The following is an 18,213-nucleotide window of genomic DNA, read 5'->3' as shown; positions in this document are numbered from 1 at the left end:
TACTTCTCGCAAGATCGACAAAACCAATGGCATTGCGGCCTCCTCTGCTTCGAGAAAGCCACTCAAGAATCCTTCTTTTGCTGCATGGCAATACACAATCGACTTATCTGCGATTCCCCTGCCCTTGCGGGGGAGATGCCCGGCAGGGCAGAGGGGGGTGTGAAGGAACGCTGACGCTTCCGATATCGGCTCAACCATCGGAGTCGCAACCTCTCCGGTTGACATGCGGGGCGGGACAGCACCCCCCTCTGGCCTGCCGGCCATCTCCCCCGCAAGGGGGGAGATTACGCGCTCCATCACGCCCTATTTACCTTCCCACCTTCGAAATCACCCTTTTCTCCACCTCCGGCTCCAGCGATTCCGCGAAGGGCGTGGCCATATGGTGCTGGTCGCGGAAGGCGAGCTTGCCGTCGATGAAGACGTGGCAAGTGGTGGCGCTGCAGAAGCGGTCGGTGAGATCGACATAGCTCGCATTGGGGACGCTGTTGACGATCTCGCGCTCCACCGCCGCCATCCGGTCGTTGGCGGCATAGGCGCGCGTCTGGTCGCAGCGCGAGGGCGTTTCGTCCCGCCAAAGCGCCCGCGCCACGCAGGTGTCGACATTCGCGTTGTTGAACGGCACGTCGCGGATGAAGGCGATCTTGAGCCCTGCCTTGCTGAGGCTGGTGAGCGTGGAGCGCAAACCGGCACGCCAATCCGCGTCCTGGTTTGCCGTGTCGCCGCCGCGGCCCGCCATCTTGCGGCCGCTGGTCAGCGCCAGTTCCGAGATCACCACCAGCGCCGGCCTCGCCTCGATGATCTCGTCGATCGCCTGCTCGCGCCAGCGGTCGCATTCCGCATAGGCGCGCTTGAGGTCGGACGACCAGACGCTGATGCGCGAGGCGCGGCAGGAGTTCTTCAGCCAGGTCACCACCCGGTAGCCGTTTTTCCTGCCTGCCTCGATCAGCGGCGTTGACCAGTGGTCGGCGTGGGAGTCGCCGAACAAGGCGATGACGCGTTGGCCATCGCCGAACACGCATGGTTTCGGCGTCACCGTCTCATAGTCCAGCACGCAGCCCGCTTTGGCGCGCGCCGTGGAAGGTTCGGCCGCGCTCGCGGCGATGATGCGCTGCTCCGGATCGAGGTCGCGCACGGCAAGCCTGGCATTGCCATAGGCGGCTGCGACGCCGGTGCCGGTCAGGAGGAGGGCCGGCACCAGCGCCCGCGCCGCGTTGGCCATCAGCCAGCCGTTGCGACGGATCGGGTTCTCGATGAGGTGGTAGCTGAGGGTCGACAGCGCCAGCGTGAGCACAAGGCAAAGCAGCCGCTCCGCCGGCGTCAGCTCCGGCGCCAGCATGCCGGCATAGACGATGACCGGCCAATGCCAGAGATAGAGCGAATAGGAGAGCTTGCCGATCCACTGCAAAGGCGGCAGCGCCAGGGCGGCGTTCACGTAATTCCGTTCGGAATTGCGCAAACAAGGAGTGCCGTCCCTGGCGCCGGCCGCTCCCGCCTTGAGCAAAAGGACCGTGCCGGCCACCGGCAGAAGCGCCAGAAAGCCGGGGAAGGGAGCGTCCTCGCTGAAGGTGAGATAAGCGACCCCGATCATGGTCAGGCCGGCCAGGCTTAGCGCCCGCCCCAGCAGCGGGCGCTCCTGCAACAGCCGTGCCGGCACCATCGATGCAAGGCCGCCAGCGGCAAATTCCCATGCGCGCAGCGGCGAAAAGTAGAAAGCCCAGGGCTGCGACACGCTCGTCAGCCAGGCGCAGAGGACGAAAGAGACAAGGCCGGCAGCAGCGATCGCAACCAAGATGACGCGCTTGCCGGGTTTCAACCAGGCGGCCAGCATCAAGAGCGCCGGCCAGGCGAGATAGAACTGCTCCTCCACCGACAGCGACCAGTAATGGATGAACGGGTTGCTGGCGGCATCATTGGCGAAATAGTCGAACGACCAGCGGATCAGCCACAGATTAATCATATAGGCCGAGGCGAACATGGCGCCCTTGGAATAGAGCGCCTGCTCTTCCGGCGACAGGATGACCGCGCCGGCGGCAAGCGTTGCGGCGATGACGAAAAGTGCCGCCGGCAGCAGGCGCCGCGCGCGCCGGGCATAGAAACGCAGGAGGTCGAGCCTGCCGGTCTCGGAGATCTCGGCGACGAGATGGCGGGTGATCAGATAGCCCGAGATGACGAAGAAGATGTCGACCCCGGCAAAGCCGCCCGGCAGCGCCGCCAGGCCGAAGTGGTAGGCCACGACGCCCGCCACGGCCAGTGCTCGCAACCCTTCGATGTCGGGCCGGAAATCCTGCGTCGATGCTGACACGAATACGAACCTCGTGAATGGTCGTTCGTATCCCGCCTGTTGCAAAGCCTCGTCCCTATGCGCCGATATCGCAATGCAACAAATCTAACGCGGTGCAACATAAGGGGAGGTGGATCAGGGACCACGCCCGAACAATGCTTCGTCATTCCAGGGCGGAGCAAGGAGCGAAGCGACGCGCGCAGACCCTGGAATCCATGCCGTAACCTCGGCCAAGAATGCAACGGTCCAGAATAGCCGCTGACGATATCGCCAGCTAAGATCGCAACGTTGCCGGCGACGTCCACCGCGAGAAATCACTGAAGCGCTGGCCACGCCAATGGAAGACCGATCTGATCGAGAAGACCACCCGGAATGGTTTGAGCTCTTTCGCGGAGGCGGAAGGTGAGAAGGCCCGGCCCGCAATCACGCCTTCTTCAGAAACTCCGTCTTCAGCACCAGGCCCTTGACCTGCTTGGTGTTGCATTCGATCTGGCCGGGATTGCCGTTGAGGCGGATGTTCTTGACCAGCGTGCCGCGCTTGATCGTCTCGGACGTGCCCTTGACCTTGAGGTCCTTGATCAGGGTCACGGAGTCGCCATCCTTCAGCGGCGTGCCGTTGCTGTCTCTTACGTCGGTCATGACGGGTCTTTCATCTGGTGGAGCCTGCGCCCGCCTATCGCGCCGATGATAAGTTGGTCAAGCTATTCGCGCCCTTGGCGGCACCGCTGCCCTATCTCCCACAAAGTGGGAGAAATTGGCGCTCAGCCCGCAATCGTCACCTCGGCCTCGATCTCGACCGGGAAATTCAGCGGCAACGCGGCGACGCCGATTGCCGTGCGGGCGTGGCGTCCGATCTCCGGCCCGAAGACCTCGAGGATGAGCTCCGAAAAACCGTTCATCACCGCCGGCGTTTCGGTGAAGCGCAATGCCGAATTGACCATGCCGTGCACGCGGCACCAGCCGGTGATCCGGTCGAGGCTGCCGAGCTCGCGTTTCAGGCTGCCGAGCATCGACAGCCCGACCTTGCGGGCCGACGCCCGCGCCTCGTCCAGCGACACGCTCTCGCCGACCGCGCCGAACGGACCGGCAAGCGAGCCGCCCGGCTCCTGCGGCCCGTGGCCCGAGATATAGGCGCGGTCGCCGCGTATGTTGACCCAGGGAAAGGGCAGCACCATGCCCGGCGGCAGTTTCAAGGGCGGCGGCAGCATGATGCCGAGCGCGGCAAGCTTTTCGTCGGCACCCGGCATGGCATGGCCTCCTTCGGAGTTCGTCTTGAAGCGCCATTGCAGCGCCGTGGCCGAGCTTTCCGGTTCGCCGTCCACTCGTCAAGGATGACTTGAGGCCCGAAGAAACTTGAACCTGAAGAAGTATGGGTTGGCCAAAATGGCCAAAAACCTGACCCGCGCGGGCCGCGGCTTTGCGATCCGCGCGGGTGGGCGCCGGCCCCCGCCGGCGACGCCAAGCCCCCAGCCCTCAGGCTGGCCGGGTGGCTATCTGGTTCGGCCTTTGATCGGCCGATTGTTTTTCCCTCGCCGCTCCCGAACAGGAGATCGCCACGCGGTCTTCCGGAAACGGCTTGCCTTGTTTCCGCGGACGAAAGGCTAAGGCGAAGTCGCCGAGCGCTTTTCCCGGACTTGCCTAGAACGGACTTGCCTAGACCCGGACTTGCCTAGAAATGCAGGTCCAGCGGCGGCGGATAGACCTGGCCCGGTGCGGCGCCCGTCGCCATCTGGCCGGCCGAAGGCACAATGCCGCCGGTGGCCGTCTGATCGAGCGGCGGCCGGGTTTTCTCGGCGCTGGCCTTTGTTTCGCCAACCAGGATTTTCGTTTTGGCTTCGGCGGCTTGCGACAGCGCAAGCGCCACGACAAGCGCGGATAGAACGACTTTCATGACAGCTCCCCTGAACTCACCCCGAGGCGACCCTAACGCTGGCAGTTCGGCCGCAAAGACGGCGTGCGCGGAACGCTATGGAATTCTTTGGATTTCCTGGAATATTAGGGGGTGGAAGATAAACGTGATCGCCACGGAGGCGTGCTAAACGAAATCGTCAGGGCAGCTCGGCGATTCCCGCGGGAACGCCAAAATGCCCTGCCGGTGAAAGCATCGAGGGACCTGCGGCATGGCGCAGCACATCGCGCAGAAACTAAGGCTGACTTCGGCCTTGCTGGGAACGGTGACCCGCAAGGACCTGGCGGCGGCGTTCCGCGCCGTCAATCCAAACACCGCGTTCGATCTCGGCCGCGCCGACAAATGGCTGCAGGGCCGCGCGCGGCCGCGCCAGATGAGCGTCTATGACGACTGGGCGAGGTTGCTCGATCTGGAACAGCCCGCAGCCTGGATCGCCGAGAGCGAGCTGCCGGCCTTCACCGCAGCGATCGCGGCCCGCCACGGCATCGACAGTGCCGAGCTGGAGCGCCGCGCCGGCGTGCAGTTCGACGCCGCCGCGCATGACGAGCGCGGCGCCGGCTCCGGGCTTGCCGGGACCTATGCATGCTATTCGCGCGCCTGGTCGCCCTATTATCGCGGCCAGCTGATCAAGGGCCGCCTGTCGATCGAGGCGGGGCCGGGCGTCTATGGGCTGACGGCTACCTATAGCGAGACCTTGCCGACCGGGCACTTGCAGCTCGTCGGTCCGGTGATGCCGGCAAAGCGCGGTCTCTATTTGCACCTGAAGGATGTCGGCGGCGACACGCAGTTCTTCCTTTGCCTGTTTCCGCAGACGCAGCCGGTCAGCGTGCTCGGCGGTTTTATGTGCGGCTCCGCCGTCATCGGCCCCGAAGCGCAGCCCTCGCTGGCCCGGATCCTGCTGGTGCGGCTGCGCGATGCGGCTTCCGGCGTCGGGACATGGGGCGGATACCTGCCGGCCGGCAGTTCGATCGCCGCCGACCTGGCGGGCCTCGGCATCGGCCTGGAACATCCGGAAGCGGTCGACCGTCAGCTCGACCAATTCCTCGCCGCCCACAGCCACGACGGCGCTATCCAGATTCCGCCGTCGGAATTCCGCGCCATCCTCGACGTGTTCGACCGACATTGGCTGCAGCACGCTGGATAACCCGAGACGATCGTGAGTTGTCTCGGGGGGCGGCGCCGGATGTTGCCGAGCAGCTACAGCCGACGTGCTTTCGGTTGCGGTCAGCCCGCATTGCGCGTCGATCACGCAAATGTTCTTTGACGGGAATCCGTTTCGCGTTGCGTGTTGCGGGCGCGAAAACTGGGCAAAGGTGTTCCCTATGAAGAAAACTTACGAGAAGCCGGTGCTGTCGAAGCGGCAGAAGCTGTCGAGCGTCGTCGCGAACGGCTCGATCCCGAGGTAACACCGGCATTCGGACAAAATTGGCTGGCGCCCATCGGAGCGCCGGCCCGTCCTTTCGTGGCCAGTTTCTTGGCCGCCAATTTGCCTCCTCGCCAAGTTTGTCTGCGCGCTTGACGCGGCGGGCGCCGGCCATATCTAGCTGCCCTGATTTCATCGTCGACCGGGCCGAGACAGCCGATGAAGAAGCCATATTGCAAACCAACCCTTGCCAGGCGTGACAGGCTTTCGGCGGCGACCGCCGCCGCGCCATCCTCTGGCTTCACGTTCTGAGATTTTCAGGAACGCGCCGTCGGCTCGATCGGTTTTGAAGAACTGTTTCAAAGCTGGAAGGCGGACCGGCCAGGAGCGGGCGGTACACCGCGCAGGTGCCCGCCCGTCCGGCGCCGCCGCCAAGCTGCTGAAACCCCGTCCGTCCCCAACAGCAACGGTCATGGCGTGACCAGTGGTTGCGAAGTGCCATTGCCGCGGTGCCCTGTCAACGCCGCCGGCGGTCAGTCCGGAAGCGCTTTTATAGCCGCCTTTTCGTGCCCGAAGCAGCCTTTGCAGCCATGCCGGCGCTGCTGCGAAGCGCTGCGAAATGGCGGAATTCCGGGCTTTTCCGGTAACCCTGAGGCTTCACCGGGCCTATATGCCTATCCGCTTGAATAAGCTGATTTTTCGCCGGCCGACACCTCGCCTCAACCCCGACTTTTTTTGGGTGCAATTCGGCAGTGCAGCATTGACGCCCGGCTGCGGTCTTCAGGGGCATCGGATGCTTCTGTGAGACGTTTCATGATGTGCTCATGAAAGACGTGGTACACTGCCTATAGCCAACGGGGGAAGTTGCGATGACCAATGGGTTGTTCGAGGTTCTTGCCAGACGGCGGTCGTGGCTGGATCGGGTCGCATTGGGGCTGCTTGTCTTCCTGGCGACCCTGGTCGCCGCGCTGATGGGCGGCGCCAGCACCTAAAGCAATTCCAGGAAAAGTGCGCGGCGTTCAAAGCAAAACGGATCGCCCTATTTCCTTTGCCCGATCGCCTTGAATTCGAACGTCACCGGCCGCAGCCTGACCGGCCTCGGCCGCTCGGTCAGGTCGACGACGCGGACCCACCTGTCGGCGCCGGCGCGCAAAGTCACTTTCAGGCCAAGCGCCTTCTCAGCCGCCTCGAAAGGCGTCTTTGCTTCGGCCGAATGGACCGCGACGATTGCTTCGCCGTTTATTTCCTCGACGCGATAGGTCTTCATGCGCGCCTCCGGGGCGCTTCGCCGTTTCGCTTCTCGCCGATATATTTATATTAGAAAATACGAATGTATAGCAAGCTTGCCAGGCGCAGATACTAAAGCGCGTCGCGCCGAACCGGATTCAGGCGACGCGCTTTTAAGTCTTTTTTTGATGCATGTCGTTGTCCCAGAACCGCTGCACACTTCTGGGCGACATGCATTAATGATCGGGAGAAGCCGGGCGGCGGCTCAGTCCTGCAAGACGGAGGGTGCGCTGTAGCCGCGCAAGCCGGTTCCGTTGCAGGCACGGCAGGAAACCCGTTGGCCCGGGCAATTGTCGCGCAGCGCGCCCGGGGGACAGCATGTGCCGTTCGACGCCACCTGCTTTTCGCATTCGAACACCTTGCCGGCGCCCAGGCACCGGGGGCAGGCGAACTTCCTGAATTCGCTCAAGCGAGCCTCCGGCTGTTTTCACAGGCGCCCGCCAATGCGCTGACCATGCTGCGGGTTCCGTAACGGACGCGGTTTTGTCCCGTGCGTGATGTTATATGTTAGTGATGGCTAATGTTCTAGAGATATCGGCTGCAACGCGCGCTTGGTTGCAAGCGGCGTGATGGATGTCAGCGCTTGGTTTCCTCTCCCGGACAGCCCTGCATCATGGGAGCGTGGAACGGCCACATACCTCTTTCACCAACGCGCGCAGCCAGCGATGCGCCGGATCGGCATCGAGCCTCGGATGCCACAAAAGCGAGATCGTCAGCGCCGCAAGCTTCACCGGCAGCGCGAAGCTGAACAGGCCTTCGCGCAGCGTGCCGGTATAGCGCTCCGGCACGGTGGCGATGAGGTCTGAGCCGCGCGCCAGCGCCAGCGCCTCGGCAAAGCCGCCGACCACGGTCGTAATTGTCCGCGTCAGCCCGGCGAGCTCCAGCGCGTCGTCCACCGGGCCGCGGTCGAGGCCACGGCGCGAGATCAATATATGGCGGCCGGCGGCGAAGCGGGCGGCGGTGATCTTACCTTCGCTCAAAGGATGGCCGGCGCGCACGACGCCGACGAAGCGGTCGCGGAACAGCGCCTGCGCGCGCACCTCCGGGCCGGTCGAGCCGCCGACCACTCCGGTCTCCAGATCGACCGTGCCCTCGCGCATCGGGCCGCTGTCCTTGTCGGGCTTGGGCACGAAGCGCAGTTGCACGCCCGGCGCTTCCCGCGAAACGCGGGCCAGCAGCGCCGGGCCGAAATTCTCGACGAAACCGTCACTGTTGCGCAAGGTGAAGCTGCGGTTAAGCCGCGTGAGGTCGAGCCGCACGGCGGGCCGCAGCACCGCTTCCGCCTCTTTCACCAGCCGGCCGACCTGCGCGCCGAGTTCTACGGCGCGTGGGGTTGGCACCAGGCCGCGCCCGGCGCGCACCAGAAGCGGATCGCCGGTCGTCTCGCGAAGCCTTGCCAGCGCCCGGCTCATCGCCGAGGGGCTGAGCTTCAGCCGCCGCGCGGCCCTGGCGACGCTGCCTTCGGCAAGCAGCACGTCCAGCGTGACGAGCAGGTTGAGATCGGGTCGCGACATGGCGCGACCATAGCACGGATACGTCGAAGCGATATGGCGTTTCATGCACTGTTCAAGTGCAAATGCTGCGTGTTCCGCCATGTCATTCGCGCGTCTATCTTCCCCGCAAAATTCAACCGACGGAGAAGAAATCATGGCCGACATTGCCGAAACCCGCGCTGTGCCCGCGCGCCATTCGACAACGGGCGCGCTGGCCAGCCTGTCTTTAGCCATGCTCATCTCCTCGCTCAGCACCAGCATTGCCAATGTCGCGCTGCCGACGCTGAGCCTGGCCTTCGCCGCGTCCTTTCCGGCGGTGCAATGGGTGGTGCTCGCCTATCTGCTCGCCATCACGGCGCTGATCGTCAGCGTCGGCCGTCTCGGCGATCTCGTCGGCCGCCGGCTGCTGCTGATCGCCGGCCTCGCGCTGTTCAGCGCTGCCTCGTTTGCCGCCGCGCTCGCGCCGTCGCTGGCGCTGCTGATCGCCGCGCGGGCCGTGCAAGGCCTGGGCGCCGCGGTGATGATGGCGCTGACGATAGCCTTCGTCGGCGAGACGGTGCCGAAAGAGCGCACCGGCAGCGCCATGGGCCTGCTCGGCACCATGTCGGCGATCGGCACGGCGCTCGGACCCTCGCTCGGCGGCCTGCTGATCGCCGCCTTCGGCTGGCGCTCGATCTTCCTCGCCAGCGCCGCGCTCGGCGTCGTCGCGGTGCTTGCCGCCTGGCGCTTCCTTCCAACGGCGATGCCCGCCAGCGAAGCGGCGGGCATCGTCCGTCGAGCGATGCCCGCCGTCGAAGCGGCGGGCATCGTCCGTCGGACGGCGAGCGCAAAGACCCGCTTCGACACGCTGGGCACGCTGCTGCTTGCCGCCACGCTTGCCGCCTATGCGCTGGCCATGACCATGGGGCGCGGCCATTTCGGCGGCCTGAACGTGGCGCTGCTCGGCATGGCCCTGGCCGGCGCGGCGCTGTTCGTTGCCGCCGAGGCCAGGGTGGCATCGCCCCTGGTCAAGCTCGCGCTGTTGCGCGACCCGGTGCTGGCGCCGAGCCTCGCCATGAACGCGCTGGTCTCGACGGTGATGATGGCGACCCTGGTCGCCGGCCCGTTCTTCCTGTCGCGGGCGCTGGGCTTAAGCGAAGCGGCGACGGGGGCGGTGCTGTCGATCGGGCCGGTCGTCTCGGCGTTTTGCGGCGTCATTGCCGGGCGCGTCGTCGACCGCCTCGGCGCGGCGGCGATGGTCATCACCGGCCTTGTGCTGATGGTCGCCGGCTGCGCGGCGCTCGCTGTGTTGCCGGGCCTCTTCGGCGTCGCCGGCTACGCGGCGGCGGTCATCGTGCTGACACCGGGCTACCAGCTCTTCCAGGCGGCCAACAACACCGCCGTCATGGCCGATGTCGACAGTAACGAGCGCGGCGTGGTGTCGGGCATGCTCAGCCTCTCGCGCAATCTCGGCCTCGTCACCGGCACGGCGGTGATGGGCGCGGTGTTCGCCTTCGCCGTGGGCACGAAGGATGTCGCGGCCGCAGCGCCGGCAGCGGTTGCCGGCGGCATGGGATTGACCTTCGCGGTGGCCGCGGGATTGGTGGGGCTGGCAGTTCTGTTGGCCATCCCCAGCCTGTCGGCAAAGCGCGCCGCGTAGCACTTCCGCGATCGCGTAATTTCGCCGCCGCCTGCAAAGCTTACTCTTGTCTGGCGGCGGTTACCCATTCCGCCTTCGGCCGGTGCCTCAGCTACCCCAGCGAACCCCCACCCACTGCGGCACCGGCCTCACTCATTGCGCCCTTCAAGGTTTCCCCGGCCGCCAGGCGCTCGGCCTCCATTTCCAGTTCCGTCAGTTTCGACCTGATCTCGTGCGGTTCAGCATGCTCGAGCCCGACCACGTCGTTGCGCGTCTGGCGCAGGGCAATGACGATCTCGTCTAGCTTTGCGTGGATGGCAGCCGTGTCCCGGTAGCCCTGGATGAGGACCACCCCGGTGATGATGATGGCCGCTACCGACAAGGCATAGGTCACCGCGTTGGTAAGGCCGAACGGTACCAGCAGCGTGCAGGCGGCCATGGCTGCAAGCAGTGCGTAGAAGCCTGGCGGACGTGACAGGAAATCGGCTGCAAGAAAAAGGAAGCGGTTCATTGGCCGGCTACCCAAGCAGCAGGCCGGCTATCAGCACGGTGAGCAGCATCGAGGCCGGCACGGCAAGCAGCCAGCGTGCCTCCAAAACACTGTTGCGGTGGTCGTCCATGTCCGTTGCTCCTGTTGCCGGATTTCATTTTGCGAATTCCATGCCGGCAAACGAGGGCGGGAGGCCTTCGTTCCACCCGTCGGGCGTCGGTCTGAAAGCCTTGTCGGACTGAAGTCGGACTGGCCTGCGAAGAGGGCCGAGCGCGGCAACCAAACCCGCGGCTTCGCATTGGCAAGCACGCCAATTTTCGCGCGCGCCGATAGGGAGCCGACATGAGCCTTGATAGATCCGTGGACGACCTCGAAGACCAGCCATACGACACGGCGTTCTTCGCCAGCAAATACGGCCTGCCGCAACGGCTTGCCAAGACGATGATCGAGGCCAACGGCCCGGGGCGGCGCGCCTGCGACGCCGCGGCCAGGACCTACCTCAGATATGTCGCGCTTCGGAGCCAGCGGGGAAGCTGAGCCTCGCTATCGGCTGAACGCATCCGCTTGTCGCGATCCGCCTGGCTCCGTGCCGGCGCGCAACCCGGCCGGAACCAAAGCGGCGAACAGCGGTTTATCCCGGCGAAGGGATGATTCAGGAATTAGGAATAGAGCAATGAAAACAGTGCTTTTTGCTGCCCTGGCGCTCTGTGTCGCCGCACCCGCCATCGCTTCCGCGGCCGAGGCCGATATCGTCATCAGCACGCATCATCGGCATCATTATCACCACCGCCCGGCGGTCATCATCAATGACGAGGGCCACCGTCTCCACCACCGCCATCACGGCACGGTCGCCTTCTATGACAATGGCGAGCGCGGCTGGCGCCATCGCCATCACCGGCGCCCGGACACCGTGGTCATCACGAGTTCGATCCACCGGCACCATCGCCCGGTCGTCGTCGAGGGCGGCTCCGACTATTGATGTTCTTCTGCCCGGCTCGTGTGTGATGAAGCACGAGCCGGGCGCGTTCTCCCAGATCTATTTCCCTGCACTGACTGGCTTGCTTTCGCCGCGCTTTTGAGCACGCCGGTTTGAACCGGCGCCGCGGCCGGGTTGAGGCTGTCCGGCTTTCGCCAATCGCCAAACGTAGCAGGTGGAGCGCCTCGGCCGCCCTCATTGGACTTCGCTCCAACACAACCCCATATTGAATCCAAGGAGCTTTTGAGCGTGAGACTCGCGCGGGTGGCCCTTCTGGCAGCGGCCTTCGTGGCCGCGACCTTTTTCCCCTTCTCCTCGGCCGGAACGACGGCGGAGAGGGTTGCTTTCAGCATCGCGATCGACGGCGCCATCGGACCGGCAAGCGCGCGCCAACTGAAGGAGGCGCTCAAGGCCGCGGCCGAGCGGAACGCCGAGGTCCTCATCCTCCAACTCGACACGCCAGGCGGCCTGGTCACATCGATGCGCGAGATGATCGCCGACATCCTGGCCTCGCCAGTTCCCGTCATCGGCTATGTCGCGCCGGCCGGCGGCCACGCGGCAAGCGCCGGAACCTATATCCTCTACGCCACCCATGTCGCGGCGATGGCGCCCGGGACCAATTTGGGGGCTGCGACGCCGGTCGAGATAGGCGGGCTGCCCTCGCTTCCCGGCGGCGAGAAGGACAACAAGGGCAACGAGCAGCCATCCGCGGACCCGATGATGGCTAAGGTGACCAATGACGCAGTGGCGCTCATCCGCTCGCTCGCCGAGCTGCGCGGACGCAATGGCGACTGGGGCGAGAAGGCCGTGCGCGAGGCGGCGAGCCTCTCGGCGAGTGCCGCGCTGCAGCAACATGTCATCGACTTCGTCGCCCGCGACACGACCGAGCTCCTGCAACTGGCCGACGGCCGCACCGTCGATGTGGCCGGCAAGAAGCAGATGCTTGCGACGAAAGGCCTGGCCGTCGAGATGCTGGATCCCGGCTGGTTCATCCGGCTTCTCTCCGTCATCACCGATCCGAACGTCGCCGTCCTCCTGATGTTGATCGGCTTCTACGGCATCGTGTTCGAGGTCACGAGCCCCGGCGCGGTGGCGCCGGGCGTTATCGGCGCCCTGTGCCTGGTGCTCGCCCTCTATGCGCTCGATTTGCTGCCGATCAACTATACCGGGCTCGCCCTGATGCTGCTCGGCATCGCCTTCCTCATCGTCGAGGCCTTCAATCCGACGGTCCTGCTGGGGCTCGGCGGCGCGGCCGCCTTCCTGCTTGGCGCAGCCATGCTGCTCGAGGTCGAGGGGCCGGGCTTCGCCATATCCTGGGCGATCATCGGACCCGCCGTCGCGCTGACGCTGGGGCTTGCGCTGCTGGCCGGCAGCTACCTGTGGGCGGCGCGGCGCAATCCGCCGCGCGTCGGCAGCGATGCCATGCGCGGCCTCCCCGTGCAGATTCTCGACTGGGAAGGCGGCGAGGGCCATGTGCTGGCGCTCGGCGAACGCTGGCGGGCGAAGGCCGACGGACCGATGGCGCCCGGAGACAGCGTCGAGGTGGCCGCCGTCAGCGACCTCGTGCTGACGCTGCGACGGCGCAACTCGGGAAACGACGGAGCAAGACGATGACAATCGGTTATGTCGCCTATCTGATGCTCGCGCTGCTGGTGATCATGTTCCTGTCGGCGGCAATCCGCGTCCTGAGGGAATATCAGCGCGGCGTGGTTTTCACGCTCGGCCGCTTCACCGGGGTCAAGGGGCCTGGCCTCATCCTGCTCGTTCCTTTCATCCAGCAGATGGTGCGGGTGGACCTGCGCGTGGTGGTGCAGGACGTGCCGCCGCAGGACGTCATCTCGCGCGACAACGTGTCGGTGAAGGTCAACGCCGTGCTCTATTTCCGCATCGTCGACGCCGAGCGGGCGATCATCCAGGTCGAGGATTTCCTCGCGGCCACCAACCAGCTGGCGCAGACCACGCTGCGCTCGGTGCTCGGCAAGCACGAGCTCGACGAGATGCTGGCCGAGCGCGACAAGCTCAACAGCGACATCCAGGAGATTCTCGACCAGCGCACCGATGCCTGGGGCATCAAGGTCTCCAATGTCGAGATCAAGCATGTCGACCTGAACGAGAGCATGGTCCGCGCCATCGCCAAGCAGGCCGAGGCGGAGCGGCTGCGGCGCGCCAAGGTCATCAACGCCGATGGCGAGCAGCAGGCCGCCGCAAAGCTGGTCGAAGCCGGCAAGATGCTGGCCGAGGAGCCCCAGGCCATGCAACTGCGCTATTTCGAGGCCCTGCACGACATCGCCGGCGAGCGCTCCTCCACGGTGGTGTTCCCGCTGCCGGTGGATTTGCTGCGGCAGTTCCTGAGGCCGGAGGGCGGAGGCGGTGAGGGCAGGTGAGTTTCCGAACGTTGGCAGATTGGTGAAAGCGGTAGTGGCGGCCGATCTCCCCCACCAAGGGGGAAATTAGCCAGCTCTCAATCCGCCTCGCCACCCGAACCCTTGCCGCACGCGGCCAGCACCTTGCCGATCGCAGCACCAGAGCCTTTCAGCGGAAAGCTCGCCTCGCCATATTTGTCCGCGGAAACAGTCAAGTCGCCCTTGCCGCGCAGCAGCGCCAGCAACGGGTCGGTGGGGCCGGAGAGCTCGGCGGTGAAGTAATTGTACATCGCCTCGAGCTCGAGCTTTTTCGTCAGGCTCTTGTCGCCGGCCTTGAAGGTGAAGGAGCCGCTGATACCCGGCTCGAGCTGACCGCCCGCGTCGCCGAGGTCATAGCTCAGCACCGGCTTGCCGAAGCAGGCCAGCATCAGATGCGCATCCCCCTTCGGCCCGCCGCAGACCGAAGCCGTCATCACGCTGCCGCCCTCGTCCTCCTCCATCTTGGCCGACCAGGAGCAGGATGCGGCATGGGCGGGCAGAGTGGTGAGAAATGTGAGTGCCGCCAGTGCCAATGCGCTTTTCATGATCGCCTCTCGTTGGTGGCTCGATCATACCGAAATTGGCGCTTGATGGCGGAAAATCGTGAGACGCCGGCACGAGGCGCCTCCCTTGAGTGGGAGATGCCCGGCAGGGCAAAGGGGGGTGCCTCGTGCCGGCTTCTCAGAGTTTCTCTAGCGCGGGATTGCGATCACCGGCCCTGGGTCGGCTGGAACAGTTCCACCAGATTTCCGGAAGGATCGACCAGCAGGATCTGCGAACCGCCTGGCCCCGTCACGATTTCATTGCGGAAGGACAGGCCCGCCGCCTGCAGCCGCGCGACCTCGGCCTCCAGATCCTCGACGATCAGATGAATGCGATTCCAGCCTCCTGGGCCCGGCCGCTCGCCGTCGGGCATTGGCCTGCCGGCCGAACTGGTGGGACCGCTAAGGAGCAGTCGGAGGGCTCCGCGTGTCACGTCAGCGAAGGCCGGCGCATGGTTCGACAGCGGTTTGAAGCCCAAATGTTGCGTATACCAAGCCACGGCGTCGTCGACGTCGGTGACCATATATCGGACATTTACAGTCGCGGATGCCGCCATTGTCTTGCCTCGCTGATCTCTTTCACGATCTGGAGCAATTCCAGGAAAAGTGAGTGGCTGTTTTCCGTTCGCAATTGCGTCAAGCAAAAAGGTAGGGCGCTTCGCCGCTTCCATGAAACGGTGAACCACTCTACCCGGGTTACCGCCAGGCTGCCTCATTCTTCTGCTCGTAGTCGCGGAATGCCTTGATCAGGCCGCCCAGGACCTCCGCCGACGTTTCGAACATCGCCTTGAGCTGGGGTTCGTCGACCTTCGTTATATCTTCGCGGAGGTGGTCTTGAATCTCCTGAAACGCCTTTTGCATTTTCTGGGTGTGGTGCCGCGGATCGCGGTCGGCTGCGCTTGCCATTGTCCATCTCCATTTCATGGAGTGCTCTGTTCAAACGCGGGCAGTTGCGAGTGGGTTCCGTCGGCGGGCATTGCCGGCGGCGGCAATTGCACCAGCTATTGATGCCAACCCGCCTGTCGGACGATAATAAGGGAGGCAAACCAATGACCGAAGACGAGACCGCCATCCGTCAGGTGGTCGAGACCTGGATGGCGGCGAGCCGGAAGGGCGATCTGGAGACAGTGCTCGGCCTGATGACGGACGACGTTGTCTTCATGGTCCCCGGCAAGGAGCCGTTCGGCAAGGAAGCCTTCGCCGCCGCCTCCAGGGGCATGGGCGAGACGAAGATCGACGGCGTGAGCGAGATCGTGGAGCTCAAGCTGCTCGGTGACTGGGCCTACATCCGCAACCGCATCGACATGACCGCGACGCCCCCCGGCGGCGAGCCGGCGCGGCGGTCGGGCTACACGCTGACACTGCTGCGCAAGGAAAGCGATGGGCGCTGGCGGCTGGCAAGGGATGCGAATCTGCTGGCCACGCAGGGGTAGGCGCCATTGCCCGAGGCCCACAATGAGGACTCGAATCCCCTCCATCTGTAAGCGCTCGAAACGCTCTACGCAGGTTTCAACGGCCTTGACTGGAAGCCAGTCCGACTGGACGCGCGTGCGGCCGCTAAGATCGATATGGGACGTCGAAGTCAGCTGTCGCGCAGTGTCCCCGCTGATCGCAGCGGAATCCAGAGGGGACTCTTCCAGGCCTTCAGTTCGTCGAGAAACACCTGCAGCTTCGCCGGCAGAAATCGGCGCGTCGGATAGACGGCATGCACGAAGATTTCCGGCGACGACCAATCAGGCAGAAGCCGGACGAGTTCCCCACTCGCGATCTGAGCATCGCAATAGGTTGATGGCAGCAGGCCAATACCGTGGCCCCGGTAGGTGAAAGCGCTCACCGCCTGGAAATCTCTCGCCGCCACCGGCCCCGAGACGTGGAGCTTGATGGATTTCTTGCCGCTGACCAGATGCCATTCCACCTCATTGTTTCGCGCCTGCAGGAGGACGCATCGATGCTGGCGCAGGTCCTCGGGCCGTGACGGGGGAATCCGACCGTGCAGATATTCCGGCGTGGCGACGACATAGCGGACGCTCTTTCCGATGCGCTGCGCGATCAGGCTCGAATCCCGCAACTCGCCAAAACGGATGGCGACGTCGATATTTTCGGCTATCAGGTCCAGGAACAGGTTGGTGGTGAACAGGTCGGCCTGGATACGCGGATAGGTCTTCAGAAATGAGGATAGGAACGCGTAGAACGGCTCCTGGCCAAGGATAGCCGGCGCGGAGATCCGCAGAAGACCTTCCGGCTCCTTCTGGGTATGCGTGAGCACCCGTTCCGCGTCGAAGATCTGACCCAATGGCTCGCTGCATTGATTGTAGTAGGCGCGGCCCTGCTCCGTCAGGCTGAGCTTGCGCGTCGTCCGCTGCAGCAGGGTCACACCGAGCCGTTCCTCCAGCGCCGTCACCTTGCGGCTGACGGTGGAGACGGGCATGCCGAGAGCATGCGCGGCGCGGCTGAAGCTCTCGAACTGCGCAACCCTTACGAAGACGACGATGTCATTCAGATCGGCCATGTGCGGATTTTTGCATGGGTGCAAAAGACATTCCAGATATTTCCACCTAATTGAGAAATCGTGTCTGCACCATATGCAATGTCACTAGGGCAATCCAACAGGACTGACGCCGCCCTTCCATTGGAGATGAACATGCAGACGCGGAAAACTGCCGTAATCACCGGCGCCTCTCAGGGCATCGGTGCCGGCCTCACCAACAGCTTTCTCGAAAGAGGCTATAATGTCGTCGCGACCTCACGGCAGGTCAGTCGGTCGACGGAGCTCAACCCATCCGACCACCTGGCCCGCGTCGATGGCGACATAGCGGACCCGGAGACGGCCAAGGCCGTCGTCGAAACCGCGCTTGCGCGGTTCGGCTCGATCGACGCCTTGGTCAACAATGCCGGGATTTTCTTCACCAAGCCCTTTATCGACTACTCGATCGAAGATTACCGGCGCCTCGCGGCCACGAATCTCGAAGGGTTTCTGCATCTCACGCAGCGCGTCGTGCGGCAGATGCTGGCGCAGAACTGCGGTGGCAGCATTGTCAGCATTACCACACCGTTGGTTGGTCGCCCGATCGCCGGTGTGAATGCATCGGTCGCCATGCTGACCAAGGGAGGCATCGAAGCCATGTCGAAGAACATTGCGATGGAATATGCCAAGGAGCAGATCCGCGCCAACACGGTCGCACCCGGCGTTGTCGACACGCCGCTGCACAAGGATAACCCGAAGGAGTTTCTGAAGACGCTCTCGCCGATGCACAGTATCTCCGGCGTACAGGAAATTGCCGATGCGGTTCTCTTCCTCACAGAGGCGCCGCGCATAACCGGGGAGGTGCTGCACGTCGATGGCGGCGCACATCTGGGAAGATGGTGACCGGTATGAGCATTCAAGCCAGCGCCGAACAGCGGCTGAGCGATCTCAGCATCGCGCTCCCCCCGCCGCCAACCCCGTTCGGCGCCTATGTCGAGACTGTGAAGATCGGCAATCTGCTCTTTCTCAGCGGCATGCTGCCAGTCATCGGGCGCGAGCCGCAATATGTGGGGCGCGTCGGTGGCGCGCTGTCGGCGGAGGAGGGGCGAAAGGCGGCGGAGATTGCTTGTCTCAACGCCTTATCGGCGGCCAAGGAGCATCTCGGCTCGCTCGACAAGATAACCGGCGTGGCGAAGCTCGGCGTCTATATCGCTACAGAAGGCGACTTCCGGGGTCACCCGAAAATAGCCGACGGAGCGTCCGAGCTCCTCGTCAAGGTGTTCGGCACCGAAATGCTCTCGGGCCGCGTCGTTCTTGGCGTCGCCAGCCTGCCCCTCGGCATGCCCGTCGAAGTCGAGCTCGTCTTTGAAATCGCGGCCTAGGCGAAG

At 64.4% G+C, this 18,213-nt stretch carries 23 protein-coding genes; 10 read left to right on the top strand and 13 right to left on the bottom strand.

Translation table 11 applies throughout. The features are described from left to right. The 5 genes from RFM98_RS30320 to RFM98_RS30300 all read right to left on the bottom strand — a co-directional run. On the bottom strand, positions 1-198 hold a 198-nt coding region (locus tag RFM98_RS30320), incomplete at its 3' end, for a hypothetical protein (protein WP_320312172.1). A gap of 109 nt (positions 199-307) precedes the next feature. Then, positions 308-2,302 carry an acyltransferase family protein gene (locus RFM98_RS30315; protein WP_320312171.1) on the bottom strand — a complete coding sequence of 665 codons (1,995 nt, stop codon included), beginning with the start codon at positions 2,300-2,302 and terminating at the stop codon, positions 308-310. A 402-nt stretch (positions 2,303-2,704) separates the two neighbouring features. Next, positions 2,705-2,920, bottom strand: a complete 216-nt coding sequence (locus RFM98_RS30310; protein WP_320312170.1) for an alkylphosphonate utilization protein — start codon at positions 2,918-2,920, stop codon at positions 2,705-2,707. 122 nt (positions 2,921-3,042) lie between these two features. Continuing rightward, positions 3,043-3,528, bottom strand: coding sequence for a RidA family protein (locus tag RFM98_RS30305; protein WP_320312169.1), 486 nt, complete (start codon positions 3,526-3,528; stop codon positions 3,043-3,045). A gap of 422 nt (positions 3,529-3,950) precedes the next feature. After that, positions 3,951-4,172: a hypothetical protein gene (locus RFM98_RS30300; RefSeq protein WP_320312168.1), complete on the bottom strand. Its 222-nt coding sequence runs from the start codon at positions 4,170-4,172 to the stop codon at positions 3,951-3,953. Between the two features lie 229 nt (positions 4,173-4,401). On the opposite strand from RFM98_RS30300, the gene RFM98_RS30295 reads away from it, so the two are divergent. Both RFM98_RS30295 and RFM98_RS30290 read left to right on the top strand, forming a co-directional pair. Continuing rightward, the gene (locus RFM98_RS30295; protein WP_320312167.1) at positions 4,402-5,334 is read left to right on the top strand and encodes a hypothetical protein; all 933 of its coding nucleotides are present in this window, start codon (positions 4,402-4,404) and stop codon (positions 5,332-5,334) included. Between the two features lie 1,088 nt (positions 5,335-6,422). Continuing rightward, on the top strand, positions 6,423-6,545 hold the full coding sequence (locus RFM98_RS30290; RefSeq protein WP_320214489.1) for a hypothetical protein: 123 nt from the start codon (positions 6,423-6,425) through the stop codon (positions 6,543-6,545). Between the two features lie 47 nt (positions 6,546-6,592). Here the strand turns inward: RFM98_RS30290 and RFM98_RS30285 are convergent, their stop codons facing one another. The 3 genes from RFM98_RS30285 to RFM98_RS30275 all read right to left on the bottom strand — a co-directional run bounded on the left by RFM98_RS30285 (position 6,593) and on the right by RFM98_RS30275 (position 8,354). Beyond that, positions 6,593-6,820: a hypothetical protein gene (locus RFM98_RS30285; protein WP_320312166.1), complete on the bottom strand. Its 228-nt coding sequence runs from the start codon at positions 6,818-6,820 to the stop codon at positions 6,593-6,595. Between the two features lie 225 nt (positions 6,821-7,045). Beyond that, complete coding sequence (locus tag RFM98_RS30280) at positions 7,046-7,249, bottom strand: hypothetical protein (RefSeq protein ID WP_320312165.1); 204 nt, start codon at positions 7,247-7,249, stop codon at positions 7,046-7,048. 202 nt (positions 7,250-7,451) lie between these two features. Beyond that, on the bottom strand, positions 7,452-8,354 hold the full coding sequence (locus RFM98_RS30275; protein ID WP_320312174.1) for a LysR family transcriptional regulator: 903 nt from the start codon (positions 8,352-8,354) through the stop codon (positions 7,452-7,454). Positions 8,355-8,487: 133 nt separating this feature from the next. Here RFM98_RS30275 and RFM98_RS30270 point away from each other — a divergent pair, with 133 nt between their 5' ends. Then, entirely contained in the window at positions 8,488-9,972 is a 1,485-nt protein-coding gene (locus tag RFM98_RS30270; protein WP_320312164.1) for an MFS transporter, read from the top strand. A 91-nt stretch (positions 9,973-10,063) separates the two neighbouring features. Here the strand turns inward: RFM98_RS30270 and RFM98_RS30265 are convergent, their stop codons facing one another. Next, positions 10,064-10,462, bottom strand: a complete 399-nt coding sequence (locus tag RFM98_RS30265; RefSeq protein ID WP_320214484.1) for a low affinity iron permease family protein — start codon at positions 10,460-10,462, stop codon at positions 10,064-10,066. A 321-nt stretch (positions 10,463-10,783) separates the two neighbouring features. On the opposite strand from RFM98_RS30265, the gene RFM98_RS30260 reads away from it, so the two are divergent. From RFM98_RS30260 to RFM98_RS30245, 4 genes are all read left to right on the top strand, one after another. Next, the gene (locus RFM98_RS30260; protein WP_320312163.1) at positions 10,784-10,978 is read left to right on the top strand and encodes a hypothetical protein; all 195 of its coding nucleotides are present in this window, start codon (positions 10,784-10,786) and stop codon (positions 10,976-10,978) included. Positions 10,979-11,114: 136 nt separating this feature from the next. Then, entirely contained in the window at positions 11,115-11,420 is a 306-nt protein-coding gene (locus RFM98_RS30255; RefSeq protein ID WP_320312162.1) for a hypothetical protein, read from the top strand. 246 nt (positions 11,421-11,666) lie between these two features. Continuing rightward, positions 11,667-13,031 carry an NfeD family protein gene (locus RFM98_RS30250; protein ID WP_320312161.1) on the top strand — a complete coding sequence of 455 codons (1,365 nt, stop codon included), beginning with the start codon at positions 11,667-11,669 and terminating at the stop codon, positions 13,029-13,031. After that, positions 13,028-13,801 (top strand): slipin family protein, encoded by a 774-nt coding sequence (locus RFM98_RS30245; RefSeq protein ID WP_320312160.1) that lies wholly within the window; start codon positions 13,028-13,030, stop codon positions 13,799-13,801. The genes RFM98_RS30250 and RFM98_RS30245 overlap by 4 nt, the downstream gene beginning before the upstream one ends. Before the next feature lie 77 nt (positions 13,802-13,878). Here the strand turns inward: RFM98_RS30245 and RFM98_RS30240 are convergent, their stop codons facing one another. The 3 genes from RFM98_RS30240 to RFM98_RS30230 all read right to left on the bottom strand — a co-directional run bounded on the left by RFM98_RS30240 (position 13,879) and on the right by RFM98_RS30230 (position 15,267). Further along, the gene (locus tag RFM98_RS30240) at positions 13,879-14,364 is read right to left on the bottom strand and encodes a hypothetical protein (protein ID WP_320312159.1); all 486 of its coding nucleotides are present in this window, start codon (positions 14,362-14,364) and stop codon (positions 13,879-13,881) included. Between the two features lie 164 nt (positions 14,365-14,528). Further along, positions 14,529-14,918, bottom strand: a complete 390-nt coding sequence (locus RFM98_RS30235) for a VOC family protein (RefSeq protein ID WP_320312158.1) — start codon at positions 14,916-14,918, stop codon at positions 14,529-14,531. Positions 14,919-15,057: 139 nt separating this feature from the next. Further along, positions 15,058-15,267: a hypothetical protein gene (locus RFM98_RS30230; RefSeq protein WP_040980578.1), complete on the bottom strand. Its 210-nt coding sequence runs from the start codon at positions 15,265-15,267 to the stop codon at positions 15,058-15,060. A gap of 143 nt (positions 15,268-15,410) precedes the next feature. Here RFM98_RS30230 and RFM98_RS30225 point away from each other — a divergent pair, with 143 nt between their 5' ends. After that, the gene (locus RFM98_RS30225) at positions 15,411-15,794 is read left to right on the top strand and encodes an SgcJ/EcaC family oxidoreductase (protein ID WP_320312157.1); all 384 of its coding nucleotides are present in this window, start codon (positions 15,411-15,413) and stop codon (positions 15,792-15,794) included. A 149-nt stretch (positions 15,795-15,943) separates the two neighbouring features. On the opposite strand, the gene RFM98_RS30220 is transcribed toward RFM98_RS30225, so the two are convergent. Further along, the gene (locus RFM98_RS30220) at positions 15,944-16,870 is read right to left on the bottom strand and encodes a LysR family transcriptional regulator (protein WP_320312156.1); all 927 of its coding nucleotides are present in this window, start codon (positions 16,868-16,870) and stop codon (positions 15,944-15,946) included. Between the two features lie 132 nt (positions 16,871-17,002). Between RFM98_RS30220 and RFM98_RS30215 the strand changes: the two genes are divergently transcribed. Continuing rightward, entirely contained in the window at positions 17,003-17,728 is a 726-nt protein-coding gene (locus RFM98_RS30215) for an SDR family NAD(P)-dependent oxidoreductase (protein ID WP_320312155.1), read from the top strand. Beyond that, positions 17,722-18,207, top strand: coding sequence for a RidA family protein (locus RFM98_RS30210; protein ID WP_320312154.1), 486 nt, complete (start codon positions 17,722-17,724; stop codon positions 18,205-18,207). Before RFM98_RS30215 ends, RFM98_RS30210 begins: the two co-directional genes overlap by 7 nt. Positions 18,208-18,213: the final 6 nt, after the last annotated feature.

Origin of the sequence: Mesorhizobium australafricanum (assembly GCF_033977265.1) — a bacterium.
GTDB classification, from domain to species: domain Bacteria; phylum Pseudomonadota; class Alphaproteobacteria; order Rhizobiales; family Rhizobiaceae; genus Mesorhizobium; species Mesorhizobium australafricanum.
The sequence above is the reverse complement of the archived record's forward strand: the minus strand, read 5'-3'. Positions and strand labels throughout refer to the sequence as shown.

Excerpts from the sequence above, each read along its gene's own strand:
- RFM98_RS30310 (WP_320312170.1), bottom strand. The coding sequence starts at position 2,920 with ATGACCGACGTAAGAGACAGCAACGGCACGCCGCTGAAGGATGGCGAC.
- RFM98_RS30305 (WP_320312169.1), bottom strand. The coding sequence starts at position 3,528 with ATGCCGGGTGCCGACGAAAAGCTTGCCGCGCTCGGCATCATGCTGCCG.
- RFM98_RS30300 (WP_320312168.1), bottom strand. The coding sequence starts at position 4,172 with ATGAAAGTCGTTCTATCCGCGCTTGTCGTGGCGCTTGCGCTGTCGCAA.
- RFM98_RS30295 (WP_320312167.1), top strand. The coding sequence starts at position 4,402 with ATGGCGCAGCACATCGCGCAGAAACTAAGGCTGACTTCGGCCTTGCTG.
- RFM98_RS30290 (WP_320214489.1), top strand. The coding sequence starts at position 6,423 with ATGACCAATGGGTTGTTCGAGGTTCTTGCCAGACGGCGGTCGTGGCTG.
- RFM98_RS30285 (WP_320312166.1), bottom strand. The coding sequence starts at position 6,820 with ATGAAGACCTATCGCGTCGAGGAAATAAACGGCGAAGCAATCGTCGCG.
- RFM98_RS30275 (WP_320312174.1), bottom strand. The coding sequence starts at position 8,354 with ATGTCGCGACCCGATCTCAACCTGCTCGTCACGCTGGACGTGCTGCTT.
- RFM98_RS30270 (WP_320312164.1), top strand. The coding sequence starts at position 8,488 with ATGGCCGACATTGCCGAAACCCGCGCTGTGCCCGCGCGCCATTCGACA.
- RFM98_RS30265 (WP_320214484.1), bottom strand. The coding sequence starts at position 10,462 with ATGAACCGCTTCCTTTTTCTTGCAGCCGATTTCCTGTCACGTCCGCCA.
- RFM98_RS30260 (WP_320312163.1), top strand. The coding sequence starts at position 10,784 with ATGAGCCTTGATAGATCCGTGGACGACCTCGAAGACCAGCCATACGAC.
- RFM98_RS30255 (WP_320312162.1), top strand. The coding sequence starts at position 11,115 with ATGAAAACAGTGCTTTTTGCTGCCCTGGCGCTCTGTGTCGCCGCACCC.
- RFM98_RS30245 (WP_320312160.1), top strand. The coding sequence starts at position 13,028 with ATGACAATCGGTTATGTCGCCTATCTGATGCTCGCGCTGCTGGTGATC.
- RFM98_RS30240 (WP_320312159.1), bottom strand. The coding sequence starts at position 14,364 with ATGAAAAGCGCATTGGCACTGGCGGCACTCACATTTCTCACCACTCTG.
- RFM98_RS30235 (WP_320312158.1), bottom strand. The coding sequence starts at position 14,918 with ATGGCGGCATCCGCGACTGTAAATGTCCGATATATGGTCACCGACGTC.
- RFM98_RS30230 (WP_040980578.1), bottom strand. The coding sequence starts at position 15,267 with ATGGCAAGCGCAGCCGACCGCGATCCGCGGCACCACACCCAGAAAATG.
- RFM98_RS30225 (WP_320312157.1), top strand. The coding sequence starts at position 15,411 with ATGACCGAAGACGAGACCGCCATCCGTCAGGTGGTCGAGACCTGGATG.
- RFM98_RS30220 (WP_320312156.1), bottom strand. The coding sequence starts at position 16,870 with ATGGCCGATCTGAATGACATCGTCGTCTTCGTAAGGGTTGCGCAGTTC.
- RFM98_RS30215 (WP_320312155.1), top strand. The coding sequence starts at position 17,003 with ATGCAGACGCGGAAAACTGCCGTAATCACCGGCGCCTCTCAGGGCATC.
- RFM98_RS30210 (WP_320312154.1), top strand. The coding sequence starts at position 17,722 with ATGGTGACCGGTATGAGCATTCAAGCCAGCGCCGAACAGCGGCTGAGC.